We start from the raw sequence: 11786 nt of genomic DNA, 5'->3' as shown, positions 1-11786 counted from the left end.
CAGGGCGCGGGCGTCGCTGCTGGTGCTGGACTGGCGGGCCACCCGGGAACCGTCGGTGGCCACCGACCAGGAGCCGCCGGAGCGGGTCCAGCCGTCCAGGTTGCCGTCCTCGAAGTTGTCCGACAGCAGGGTGTCCGCGCGAGCCGCCGGCGCGTGCGAGACCAGCAACAGTCCCGCCACCACCGCGGCGACCGCGACCAGCGCGCCGATCACCGACGATATCCGTCCGGACAACCACACAGTTTTGGGCATGGCGACACCTCCCGTGCGACACGCGGGCAGAGTTTGTCCTATGTGGACTCAGGGCGCTCCTGTCAAGCACGGTAAAGCGTGCGGCGTGGACAATCGCGCACACCGTGTGGACTTTGGAGCTACGCCCGGGTCAGGACCACTTTCAGCGCACCGGTCCGCGCCGGCTCGGCGAACACGTCGTAGGCCTCGGTCATGTCAGCCAGGCCGAACCGGTGGGTGACGAACCGGGAGGTGTCCAGCCGTCCGGCCGCGAGCATCCGCAGCAGCGTCGGGGTGCTGTAGGTGTCCACCAGCCCGGTGGTGACGGTGACGTTGCGGATCCACAGATCCTCCAGGTGCAGGGTGGCCGGCTTGCCGTGCACGCTGACGTTGGCCACGTGCCCGCCGGGCCGGACCAGAGTGGTGCACAGCTCGAAGGTCTCCGGCACTCCGACCGCCTCGATCGCCACGTCCGCGCCGAGCCCGTCGGTCAACTCGCGCACCATGGCCACCACGCCCTGCTGCGGGTTGGCCACGATGTCCGCGCCGAACCGCTTGGCCGCGTCCAGCCGGGACTGGGCCAGGTCGACGGCCACGATGTGGCTCGGGCTGTAGAGCTGGGCGGTGACGATGGCGGCGAGCCCCATCGGCCCCGCCCCGACCACGACCACCGTGTCCCCCGGCGCCACCCCCGCCTTGCGCACGCCGACCTCGAAAGCGGTGGGCAGGATGTCGGCGAGCAGCACCGCCGCCTCGTCGCTCACCCGCTCCGGCAGCCGGTAGGCGGAGGTGTCGGCGAACGGCACGCGCACGTACTCGGCCTGGGTGCCGTCCACCCGGTGGCCGAGGATCCAGCCGCCACCGCCTGCGCACTGGCCGTAGGCGGCGGCCCGGCAGAACCGGCACCGGCCGCACGCGCTGATGCAGGAGACCAGCACCCGGTCGCCCGGGGCGACGTTGCCGACCGCCGCGCCGATCTCGGTGACCGTGCCGACCGCCTCGTGGCCCAGGATCCGGCCGGGCTCCACGCTGGGCACGTCGCCCCGGAGGATGTGCAGGTCGGTGCCGCAGATGGTGACGGCGTCCACCCGCACGATCGCGTCGGTCGGCTCGAGCAGGGCCGGCTGGGTCACGTCCCGCCACGCCCGCTGACCCGGACCGTCGTACACGAGCGCCTTCATGGCATCTCACCCACTGGCGTGAATGTGGACGGACACATCGGACTGTCCACGTTAGCGTCACGGTGAGCATACGGGAGGTCACGATGAAGCACCGGAAGGTCGCCGACGTGATGACCACCGAGGTCACCACGGTCGAGGAAGGCACGCCCTACAAGGACATCGTCGCGCTGCTGCACGAACGCGAGGTGAGCGGCGTTCCGGTGCTCGATGCCGACGGCCGGCTGGCCGGGATGGTGACCGAGGGAGACCTACTGCCCAGGCAGGGTGGCCGGCAGCAGGCGCCCGCGCGGCGCCGGATCCGGGTCCCCCGGCAGCGGGTCCGCCAGGTCCAGGCCACCACCGCCGCCGGGCTGATGAGCACCCCGGTGCACACGGTCGGACCGGAGGCGACCGTGGCCGAGGCCGCGCGGCTGATCGAGGCATACGGCGTGCGCCGGCTGCCGGTCGTGGACGGCAACGACGCCCTGGTCGGCATCGTCAGCCGCCGCGACCTGCTCGAGGTGTTCCTGCGCCCGGACTCCGACATCGCCGCCGAGATCGCGCACGACGTGTTCGAGCGGGGCATGGGCGTGCCGGTCGGACCGGACGAGGTGACCATCGAGGTGCGGCACGGCGTCGTGGTGCTGCGCGGCGAGCTCGAGCGGCGCAGCCTGGTCCCGGTCGCGGAGCGGCTCACCGCCCGGGTCGACGGCGTGGTGGACGTACGCTCCCAGCTCAGCTACGCCTTCGACGACTCCGCCGTCCGCGTTCCGGGGTCGATGGCCGTCGACATCACCCACGAGCCGGTCCCGGTCTACTATCGGCCCCCGCGCTGAGCCTTCGGCCGGACGCGCGCCGGTCCGGCATGCTCGACAGCATGACCGAGATCGATCACCTACTTCCGACCAACACCTCGGCCGAGGAGCAGGCCCGGCGGGCCGAGGTCGCGGTGCTGCCGGTGGGTAGCTTCGAACAGCACGGCGCCTTCCTGCCGCTGATCACCGACACGGTGATCGCCGCCGTGATCACCCGGGCGGTCGCGGCCGCCTACCCCGTGCTGCACCTGCCGCCGGTCACCGTCTCCTGCTCCCACGAACACGCCGGCTGGGCCGGCACGGTCAGCATCTCGGCGGCCACCCTGTACGCGGTGGTCACCGACATCGCGGCGTCGCTGCGCGGCGCCGGGGTCGACCGGCTGGTCCTGATCAACGGGCACGGCGGGAACTACGTGCTGGGCAACGTGGTCCAGGAGGCCGGCTCGCGCGGGCACCGGATGGCCCTGTTCCCCACCGAGGTCGACTGGGCCGCGGCGCGGGTGGCCGGCGGCGTGCGCACCAACGCCGACACCGACATGCACGCCGGTGAGCTCGAGACGTCGCTGCTGCTGCACGCCCACCCGGAACTGGTCCGGCCGGACTACGCGGCGCACGACCACGTCGCCGACGACCGCAACCGGATGCTGACTCTCGGCCTGTCCGCCTACACCGAGTCCGGCGTGGTCGGCATGCCCTCCCTGGCCTCGCCTGAGAAGGGCCGCGACGCGCTGGCCAGCCTGGTCGCCTCGTTCGCCGACGTGCTCTCGGCGCTGAGCACTGCGTCCAGATGAGGCAGGAAGTGACCCAGCCGCTCCCGCTTGGTGCGCAGGTAGGGCAGGTTGTCCTGGCTCGGGACGGCCAGCAGCGGCACCCGCTCGCTGATCCGGATCCCGTAGCGCCGCAAGGCGTCGAGCTTCTTCGGGTTGTTCGACAGCAGCCGCACCGAGTGCACCCCGAGGTCGTGCAGGATGTCGGCGGCGACCTGGTAGTCCCGGGCGTCGACCGGCAGCCCGAGCGCCACGTTGGCCTCGACCGTGTCCAGGCCCTCCTCCTGCAGCCGCATGGCCCGGAGCTTGGCTAACAGCCCGATGCCGCGACCCTCGTGGCCCTTCATGTAGATCAGGACCCCGGCGCCCTCGGCGACGATCGCCCGCAGCGCGGCGGTGAGCTGTTCGCCGCACTCGCACCGGGTGGACCCGAAGACGTCCCCGGTCAGGCATTCCGAATGCACCCGGGTGAGAGCGTCGCGCCGGGGCGCGTCGCCGTAGATCAGCGCGACATGCTCGTCCTCCCGGACCGGGTCGAGATAGCCCACGGCTCTGAACTCGCCGTAGACGGTGGGCAGTTGGATGTCCACCACCCGCTCGGTCGCCTTTGGCCCCACTTCGGCCAGGCCGGTCATGTCGTCACTCCCTGTCTGTGCAGCGCCGGCGAGCGGCGAACCAGCATCCACGCTCCGGGCAGGCTCGCCACCAGCCCGAGCACCCCGTAAATCACGGCCGCGGTGAGCCCCTGGGCCGAACCCAGTCCCGCGGCGCCGAACGACAGCGCCGTGACGCCCTCGCGCGGTCCGAACCCGCCGATGCTCACCGGCAGGCCCATCGCCAGCAGCGACAGCACCACCAGCGGCACCAGTTGGGCGGCCGGGACCGTCGCACCCGCGGCGTGCGCGGCGATGATGAAGAGCGCGATGTGCCCGGCGAGAGCGGCGGCCGACAGCAGCGCCACGCCCGGCCAGGCGTCCCGGGCCAGCAGCCCCACCCGGACATCGTCCAGGGTACGGCCCCAGCGCGAGTCCGGGGCGACGCGACGGCGCGCGGCCAGCAGCCCCACCACCCCGAGGGCCACCACGCCCAGCACGATCAGGACGATGTCGCGGGCCGGGCCGGCGGACGGCAGGGTGACCAGCACCGCCACCGCCGCCGCGATGATCACGGCCTGGCCGGCGGCCCGCTCCAGCACCACCGCGCGCACGCCCCGGCCGACGTCACCCTCCTGGCGGCCGTGCCGCACCGCGCGGTGCACGTCGCCGAGCACGCCGGCGGGCAGCACGGCATTGAGGAACAGCGACCGGTAGTAGTCGGCGACGGCCTGGCCCATCGGCAGCCGCAGGCCCAGCCGGCGGGCCACGAACGACCAGCGCCACGCGCACAGCACCGTGGTCACCAGGCCGATACCCAGCGCGGCGGCCACCTCACCGGCGTCGATCGCGCGCAGGCCGTCCAGCACGCTGCGGCTGCCCACATGCATGACCAGCGCGACCACGATGCCCAGCCCGAGCACCAACCGCAGCCAGGGCCATGCGCTCTTCCAGGTCAGATTGCGCATGACGGCTCCCGCCACAGCCGAGTGAGCACGGCGGCCAGCCGGCGGGCCGCGGCATCCCAGTCCTCGAGCGACTGGCGCCGGTCCCGGGCCGCGTTGCGCAGCCGGTTGCGCAGCCGGGCCTGGGTGAGGAACTGACGCAGCCCCTCGGCCAGGGCCGGCACGTCGCCGGGCGGCACGAGAATGCCGGGTAGCTCGCCGTCCGGTCCCTGCCCCAGGGTGTCCGGCAGCGCGCCCGCGGCGGTGGCCAGCACCGGCAGCCCACGGGCCAGCGCCTCGGTCACCACCATGCCGTAGGTCTCCGCCCGGGACGGCAGCACCACCAGGTCGGCCGCGGCGTAGCGGGGCGCGAGGTCGGCCGGCGACATCGGCCCGGCCAGGGTCACCCGGCCGGCCAGGCCGCGCAGCGCGATCAGCCGCAGCAGCCGCTCGACGTAGCCGGGGTGCCCGCGCACCGAGCCGACGCACTCGCAGTGCCACGGCAGGTCGGCGACCTGGGCGAGCGCCTCGACCAGCACGTCCTGTCCCTTGCGCGGGGTCACCGAGGCGACGCAGAGCAGCCGGGAGAACCCGTCGGTGCCGTGCGCCAGCGGCGCCGGGTCCGTTCCGGGCGGGACCACGTGCACCCGCTTCGGGTCCAGTCCGTGGTGCTCGACCAGCCGGCGGCCGGCCCACGGGCTGGTGGCGATCACCGCGGTCACCGCGTGCAGCGTCTCCCGCTCCCGGGCGTCGAGGTCGGTGGCCAGGGTCGGCGGCAGCCCGGTCTCGTCGCCGAGCGGCAGGTGCAGCAGCACCGCCACCCGCAGCCGGCGGGCGGCCGGCACGACGACCTCCGGGACCCCGCAGGCCACCAGGCCGTCGATCAGCACGACCGAGTCGTCCGGCAGCCCGGCCAGGGTCATCGCCAGCGTCGCGCGGGCCGCCCGGTCCGGCAGCGGCCAGCTACCCGGCACCGGCACCTCGGCCACCCAGTTCGCCAGGATCCGGCTCATCCGGCGGTCGTAGACGTTGCCGCCACTCGGCGCGGCCGCGTCGTCGATGCCGCCGGGCACCAGAAATGTCGTCATCGACGTGGTCATAGCGCCCGCCGGTAGCTCGCCCACGCCACGTGCGACTCGTGCAGCGTGACCGTGATCTCGGCCAGCCCCCGCGCGCCCTCGCCCAGCCCGCCGTCGTGCACCCGGCCGGCGAGCCGGTCGGCGATCACCTTGGCCAGGTACTCGGTCGAGGTGTTGATCCCGGCGAACTCGGGCACCTCGTCGAGGTTGCGGTAGTTGAGGTCGGCGAGCACGCCGCCGAGCTCCTTGGTGGCCAGTCCAATGTCGACGATCAGGTTGTCGTCGTCGAGCTCGGCCCGGTGGAACGTGGCGTCCACAAGGAACGTCGCGCCGTGCAGTCGCTGGGCGGGACCGAACACTTCCCCGTGGAAACTGTGCGCGACCATCACGTGGTCACGAACGGTGAGGCTGAACAACCGGGCGCCTCCTTGGCGTGGGCTAATGAGCGTCATACCTAACACGCAGGCAGGGCCCAGGCAGTTCACCTCTGATTAACCGCGGCAGCGCGGCAGGCAACTCGTCGAACCCACACTCTCCGGGAATCATCGCGTCGAACCGTGCGTCCGTGAGCAGCTCCATCGCCGTGACCAGCCGTTCCGCGTAACCCCGGCGGCCGGCCCGGCCCGGCGATACCACACCGACCTGGCTGCCGCGAAGCACCAGCCGGCGTGAGTGAAACCACTCCCCCAGCGGCACCCGCACCGCCCGGTCGCCGTACCAGCTCAGCTCGACGACCACGCCCTCCGGGGCGGCCAGCTCGAGCGCCCGGGCCAGGCCCGCCTCGCTCGCGCTGGCGTGCACCACCAGGTCGCAGTCACCGAGCGCGTCGGCCGGCAGCGCGAAGTCCAGCTCCAGCGCCTTGGCCAGCTCGGCCCGGGTCGGGTCGACGTCCACCAGCTGCACCCGGGTGGCCGGGAACCGGGCCAGCAGAGCGGCCACGCTGGCGCCGACCATCCCGGCGCCGATCACCGCGATCCGGTCGCCGAGCATCGGCGCGGCGTCCCACACGGCGTTGACGGCGGTCTCCACCGTGCCGGTCAGCACCGCCCGCGCGGCCGGCACCGCGTCCGGTACCACGGTCACGGCGCTGGCCGGGACCACGTAGGCGGTCTGATGGGGATAGAGGCAGAACACCGTCCGGCCGCGCAGCCGTTCCGGACCTTCCTCGACCACCCCGACGTTGAGGTAGCCGTACTTGACCGGGCCCGGGAACTCGCCTTCCTGGAACGGGGCGCGCATCGCCTGGTGCTGGCTCGCCGGCACCTCGCCGCGGAACACCAGCGCCTCGGTTCCCCGGCTCACCGCCGAGTACAGCGTGCGCACCAGCACGTCGTCCGGACCGGGCCGGGGCAGCTCGACCGCGCGGATTTCGCCGTGCCCGGGTTCGCGGAGCCAGAAGGCACGCTCCATCGGCTCCGTCCCCTCCCCGTTAAGCTCGCGGTCACGATACGTGGTGCACCCGGCTGCGGAGGACGCGGTGGCTCGTCTTCCGGTTCGCGTGGCCGTCGCCGGTCTGCTCGCCGAGTTTGCCCTGCTCTTCGGGCTGCACCGGCTTGTCGGGCTCGGCCTCGCCGGCTGGTTGGCCGGGCTCGGCTATGCCCTGCTCGGCGGAGCCTTTCTGGCCGCAGGGTTGCGGCGGGTGAATGCCCATTCGTTCGGCCCGGCAAACCGCATCACCCTGGCCAGAGCGGTGCTGGTCGGTGGGGTGCTGGCGCTGGTGGCCCCGCCCGGAGCGGCGCCGCAGCCCGCGATGGTGACGCTCGCCACGGTGGCGCTGGGCATGGACGCGCTCGACGGCTGGCTGGCCCGGGCCATCCGGGAGTCCTCCCCGCTGGGCGCCCGGTTCGACCTGGAGGTCGACGCCTTCCTGATTCTGGTGCTCAGCGTGGAGGTGGCCGGCCGGTTGGGCGGCTGGGTGCTGGCGATCGGGGCCATGCGGTACGCCTTCGTGGCGGCCGGGGCGGTGTTGCCGTGGCTGCGCCGCCAGCCGCCGTCGCGCTGGTCGAGCAAGGTCGTGGCGGCCGTCCAGGGCGTGGTGCTGGTGGTGGCCGCCGCCGGGGTGCTGCCGGCGCCGGTCGCGACGATCGCGGTGCTGTCCGCGCTGGCCGCGCTGACCTGGTCGTTCACCCGGGACGTCGGTTGGCTCTACCGCAACCGGGTCACCACGCCGCCGCGGTAGCGCCGGCCATCGCGACCCGGACCAGGCTGCTCAGCAGGCGTTTGGCGGAGGCGCGGTCGCGGGCGTCGCAGAGCAGCAGCGGCACCGCGTGGGTGAGGTCCAGCGCGGTGCGGACCTCGGCCGTGTTGTAGAGCTGCAGCCCGTCGAAGCAGTTGACCCCGACCACGAACGGCACGCCGCGCTCCTCGAAGAAGTCGATCGCGGCGAAGCTGTCGGACAGCCGGCGGGTGTCGGTGAGCACCACCGCGCCCAGCGCGCCCCGGGCCAGTTCGTCCCACATGAACCAGAACCGGTGCTGACCGGGTGTGCCGAACAGGTACAGCACCAGCCCGGAGCTGATCGTGATCCGGCCGAAGTCCAGCGCGACGGTGGTGGTGGTCTTGTCCTCCACCCCGACCAGACTGTCCACTTCGGAGCTCGGCTCGGTGATCAGCTCCTCGGTGCGCAGCGGCGGAATCTCGCTCACCGCGCCGACCATCGTGGTCTTGCCGACCCCGAAACCGCCGGCGATCAGGATCTTGACGGCGACGCCGGGCTCAGAGGTTGCGAATGCCATCAAGCACCTTCTGCATCATCACCAGGTCCGGCGCGTCCTGCTGGACACCGGACCGGAAGACGAGGTAACCCGACTCGATCAGGTCGCCGATGAGGATCTTGGTCACCCCCAGCGGAACGTTCAGCCGGGCCGAGACCTCCGCCACCGACGACGGATGGGCGCAGGCGCGCAGCACGCGCTGGTGGTCCGGCCCGACCAGGTGCAGGTGCGCGCCCGGCTCGACGGCGACCACCAGCGTGATCACGTCCAGGTCGTAGCGGCCGGTCTCGGTGCGGCCGCCGGTGAGCGCGTAGGGCCGCACCAGCGGTCCGGCGTCGTCGTCGTACCACGCCTGTTCGGCAGCGGTCATGACAACCCGGCGCCGCGCGGGGCGGCCGAGAGCGCGGCGCCCACCTGGGACACCAGCAGGTTGGTCTCGTAGGCGAGCATGCCGAGGTCGGCCTCCTCGCCGGCCAGCATGGCGATGCACGCGCCCGCGCCGGCGGCGGTGACCAGCAGGTAGGCGTGGTCCATCTCGACCACGGTCTGCCGGACCTCGCCGCCGCCGAAGTGCCGGCCGGTGCCCTTGGCCAGGCTCTGGAACGCCGCGGCCATCGCGGAGAGGTGCTCGGCGTCCGGTTGCGACATGTTGCCGGACTGACCGAGCAGCAACCCGTCCGCGGAGAGCACGACCGCGCGGTTCGCCCCGGCGGTCCGATCGACCAGCCCGTCCAGTAACCAGTTCAGTTCGGTTCCGTCGCTCGCTCGCACTCTCACACTCCCCGCCTGTTCGGGTCGGGCCACTGGCCCGTCTGGCTGCCACCCCGGCCCTGCCGGGTGCCCTGCTGGAATGCCGTCATGGTCTTGCGGCGCCGCTCCGAGCGGAGCCGTTCGTCCTCGGGATGAACCGGGCCGGTCTCCTCCGCGGGCAGACCGGAGACGAGTTGGGCGGCCAGGTTGGTCTGCCGCTCCCGGCGCGGCAGCGGTGGCCGGCCGCCGATCATCCGCACGCCGCCCGGCGGCGGTTCGGCGGACGGACCGGCGGAGTCGGCGCCGTCGGCGATCCGGTCGGCCGGGATCAGCACCACCGCGCAGGTGCCGCCGAAGTCCGACTCGCGCAGCGACACCTTGATGCCGTGCCGGGCGGCGAGCCGGGCCACCACGAACAGACCGACCCGGGACTCGGCGGACAGCGCCATCACATTGAAGTCGGGCGGCTCGTGCAGCATCTGGTTGATCTCGGTCAGCGCCGGTTCCTCGATGCCCAGGCCCTGGTCCTCGACCTGCACCAGCACGCCGCGGCCGGCCCGGTTGCCCCGAACCTCCACTGTGGACTCCCGGGGCGAGAACGCGGCGCCGTTGTCGACCAGTTCGGCGATCAGATGCACGATGTCGGCCACCGCCGCGCCGGCCACCGACACCTCCGGCAGGCTGGTCACCTGGACCCGGGTGTACTGCTCGGTCTCGGCCACCGCGCTGCGCACCACGTCGCGCAGCGGTATGGGATGGCGCCACTGCCGGCCGGGCTGCTCGCCGGCCAGGATGATCAGGTTCTCGGCGTTGCGCCGGCCCCGGGTGGCCAGATGGTCGAGCTGGAACAGGGTCCTGAGGTGCTCCGGGTCGTCCACCGTGCGCTCGGCCTCGTCGAGCACCTGCAGTTGGCGGTGCACGATGACCTGGCTGCGCCGGGCGATGTTGAGGAACACCGAGCGCACCCCCTGCCGGGTCTCGGCTTCCCGCACGGCCGCGGCGACCGCGGTGCGCTGCGCGGTGTTGAACGCGTCGGCGACCTGCCCGACCTCGTCCCCGCCGTAGTCCAGGTGGCGCATCTGCCGGTCCAGGTCGATCCGGTTGCCGGACCGGATGGTCGCCACCATCCGGGGCAGTTCGTGGTGGGCCACGTCCAGCGTCTCGCCGCGCAGCTCACGCAGCCGGCGGACCAGCTTCCGGGACAGCCGCAGCGCGACCAGGATGGACAGCACCCCGAAGACCAGGATGGCGGCGCCGGCCGTGATCGAGGTGCGCAGCGTGGCCGATCCCTTGTCGGTGGCCAGGTTGGCGCCGTAGCGGGAATGCGAGACGTACAGGCGCATCAGCCCGTCGCCGACCTGCCGCGCCGCGCTCTCCCACTGGACCACGTCGAAGTTCGCGGGTGCGGTCGAGGGGCCCCGGTTCATCAGCGAGTTGTCCCCGGCGACCAGCGTTGTCCACCAGAGCGTCTGCTTCAGCGCGGCGTAGCCGGACCGCTCCTGCTCGGTCATCCGCGGCACGACCGACTCGATCTGCTCGTGGTACATGCCGAGTTGGTGGGCCAGTTCGTGGAACTGGGTGCCGTCCAGTCCGGACGCGACCGCGCGCACCGCCATGGCATGCGAGCGGGACATCGCCTCGGCCGACTTGAACAGGTCATAGCTGATCATCTGCTCGAACCCGACCTCGGCGTCGGCCGCGGACCGGGCGATCCCCTGGATCACCGCACCGCACTGGTCGAGCAGGTCGTTGTAGACGTGATAGGCGCGCCAGGCGTCCAGCACGCCGGTGTCGATCTGCTGGCGGATCGCCGGCAGGCCGTGCCCGGACTCGGTGAGAAACGTCAGCGACCGGCGCAGGCCGTCGGGGGCCCCGTCGGCGAGCCGGTCGGCCGTGCCGGACAGCGCGGCCAGCGAGTCGTCCACCCGGCGCCGGGCGGTGTCCAGTTGGTCCTGGCCGGTCAGGGCGGCGTCGGCGGCGCCCGGCGCGGCGCCGCGCAGCATGGTCAGCCTGCGCTCCTCCTGGGTGTCGGTGACGAACCGGGAGATCGGGTCCAGCGCGCCGCGCACGTCCTGCGCGAACCCGTTCGCGGCAAGGCCCTGCCGCACCAGGTAGGTGGACAGCGCCGCACCGACCACGAGCACCGCGAGACTGGGCACCAGGGCGATGAACAGCACCCGCGTCCCGATCGTGGCGCCCGAGCGCCGCGGCTGGTGTACAGGCATCCAGTGATCCCACGCCTTTCAGTCGGAAATCAGCGAATGGACTCCCCGGCCCTTGTGATCTGCCGAGATTAGGGAGCTGTTTCAATGCCGTCAACCAAGGTCACGAAATCCCCTAAGGGCGGTCGCCGCCGGGGTTAGGGGGTTGGGGGATGACCCCCTCATCGAGGCCCCTACCTGCCCCCATGCGCTTGCCGGGCCTCGTTCGGCGGCACTACTGTCCGCTCCGGCCAGGGGCTGGCAGCCAATATCGCGCACAAATACCAATGAGGAGTGAAATGGCGGGTCCGCGGACAAATCCGGACGAGGACGGCTCCTGGAAGGTAGCCCGCCGCGGAATACTCGGGTTTCTGGTCGCGGCCCCCACGCTGACCATCGCGGTCCGGCTGGGAACCGGCGCCCAGGCCGCTCCGGCGCCGGCCGTGCCCGGCCTGCCGAGCCTGGCGGAGTTCGCCGACCTCGGCGACGTGCTGACCACCGCGGCGCTGCCCACCTCGGGGCTGCTCAAACT

The 11786-nt window shown here is 72.5% G+C and carries 12 protein-coding genes and 3 pseudogenes; 4 read left to right on the top strand and 11 right to left on the bottom strand.

Translation table 11 applies throughout. From position 1 onward, the window contains the following. Window positions 1–252: pseudogene (locus tag VFO68_RS23630) on the bottom strand (hypothetical protein); the annotation flags it as partial. 119 nt (window positions 253–371) lie between these two features. Further along, window positions 372–1412, bottom strand: coding sequence for a zinc-dependent alcohol dehydrogenase family protein (locus VFO68_RS23625; protein ID WP_325160554.1), 1041 nt, complete (start codon window positions 1410–1412; stop codon window positions 372–374). Between the two features lie 83 nt (window positions 1413–1495). Here VFO68_RS23625 and VFO68_RS23620 point away from each other — a divergent pair, with 83 nt between their 5' ends. Together VFO68_RS23620 and VFO68_RS23615 are read left to right on the top strand one after the other, a co-directional pair. Beyond that, window positions 1496–2227: a CBS domain-containing protein gene (locus tag VFO68_RS23620; RefSeq protein WP_325160553.1), complete on the top strand. Its 732-nt coding sequence runs from the start codon at window positions 1496–1498 to the stop codon at window positions 2225–2227. A 41-nt stretch (window positions 2228–2268) separates the two neighbouring features. Beyond that, window positions 2269–2997 (top strand): creatininase family protein, encoded by a 729-nt coding sequence (locus tag VFO68_RS23615; protein WP_325160552.1) that lies wholly within the window; start codon window positions 2269–2271, stop codon window positions 2995–2997. A gap of 59 nt (window positions 2998–3056) precedes the next feature. On the opposite strand, the pseudogene ribA reads toward VFO68_RS23615, so the two are convergent. The 5 genes and pseudogenes from ribA to VFO68_RS23590 form a co-directional block, all read right to left on the bottom strand. Beyond that, window positions 3057–3608, bottom strand: a pseudogene (gene ribA, locus VFO68_RS23610) (GTP cyclohydrolase II); the annotation flags it as partial. Continuing rightward, window positions 3605–4534 (bottom strand): lysylphosphatidylglycerol synthase transmembrane domain-containing protein, encoded by a 930-nt coding sequence (locus VFO68_RS23605; protein WP_325160551.1) that lies wholly within the window; start codon window positions 4532–4534, stop codon window positions 3605–3607. The gene VFO68_RS23605 and the pseudogene ribA, both read right to left, overlap by 4 nt. Then, on the bottom strand, window positions 4522–5598 hold the full coding sequence (locus tag VFO68_RS23600) for a glycosyltransferase family 4 protein (protein ID WP_325160550.1): 1077 nt from the start codon (window positions 5596–5598) through the stop codon (window positions 4522–4524). The genes VFO68_RS23605 and VFO68_RS23600 overlap by 13 nt, the downstream gene beginning before the upstream one ends. 8 nt (window positions 5599–5606) lie before the next feature. Beyond that, on the bottom strand, window positions 5607–6005 hold the full coding sequence (locus VFO68_RS23595) for a 6-carboxytetrahydropterin synthase (protein WP_325160549.1): 399 nt from the start codon (window positions 6003–6005) through the stop codon (window positions 5607–5609). 22 nt (window positions 6006–6027) lie between these two features. Further along, entirely contained in the window at window positions 6028–6999 is a 972-nt protein-coding gene (locus VFO68_RS23590; RefSeq protein WP_325160548.1) for a zinc-binding alcohol dehydrogenase, read from the bottom strand. 67 nt (window positions 7000–7066) lie between these two features. On the opposite strand from VFO68_RS23590, the gene VFO68_RS23585 reads away from it, so the two are divergent. Beyond that, window positions 7067–7768 carry a CDP-alcohol phosphatidyltransferase family protein gene (locus tag VFO68_RS23585; RefSeq protein ID WP_325160547.1) on the top strand — a complete coding sequence of 234 codons (702 nt, stop codon included), beginning with the start codon at window positions 7067–7069 and terminating at the stop codon, window positions 7766–7768. On the opposite strand, the gene VFO68_RS23580 is transcribed toward VFO68_RS23585, so the two are convergent. From VFO68_RS23580 to VFO68_RS23565, 4 genes are read right to left on the bottom strand one after another with little or no spacing between them, the layout of a single operon-like run. Continuing rightward, entirely contained in the window at window positions 7749–8324 is a 576-nt protein-coding gene (locus tag VFO68_RS23580; protein ID WP_325160546.1) for a GTP-binding protein, read from the bottom strand. The genes VFO68_RS23585 and VFO68_RS23580 overlap by 20 nt on opposite strands. Continuing rightward, window positions 8305–8673: a DUF742 domain-containing protein gene (locus VFO68_RS23575; protein WP_325160545.1), complete on the bottom strand. Its 369-nt coding sequence runs from the start codon at window positions 8671–8673 to the stop codon at window positions 8305–8307. Before VFO68_RS23575 ends, VFO68_RS23580 begins: the two co-directional genes overlap by 20 nt. Next, window positions 8670–9074 carry a roadblock/LC7 domain-containing protein gene (locus VFO68_RS23570; RefSeq protein WP_325160544.1) on the bottom strand — a complete coding sequence of 135 codons (405 nt, stop codon included), beginning with the start codon at window positions 9072–9074 and terminating at the stop codon, window positions 8670–8672. Before VFO68_RS23570 ends, VFO68_RS23575 begins: the two co-directional genes overlap by 4 nt. Before the next feature lie 2 nt (window positions 9075–9076). Continuing rightward, complete coding sequence (locus VFO68_RS23565) at window positions 9077–11278, bottom strand: nitrate- and nitrite sensing domain-containing protein (RefSeq protein ID WP_325160543.1); 2202 nt, start codon at window positions 11276–11278, stop codon at window positions 9077–9079. Between the two features lie 275 nt (window positions 11279–11553). On the opposite strand from VFO68_RS23565, the pseudogene VFO68_RS23560 reads away from it, so the two are divergent. After that, window positions 11554–11786, top strand: a pseudogene (locus VFO68_RS23560) (xanthine dehydrogenase family protein molybdopterin-binding subunit); the annotation flags it as partial.

Source organism: Actinophytocola sp., from assembly GCF_035712165.1.
Classification (GTDB): domain Bacteria; phylum Actinomycetota; class Actinomycetes; order Mycobacteriales; family Pseudonocardiaceae; genus DASYTH01.
The sequence above is the reverse complement of the archived record's forward strand: the minus strand, read 5'-3'. Positions and strand labels throughout refer to the sequence as shown.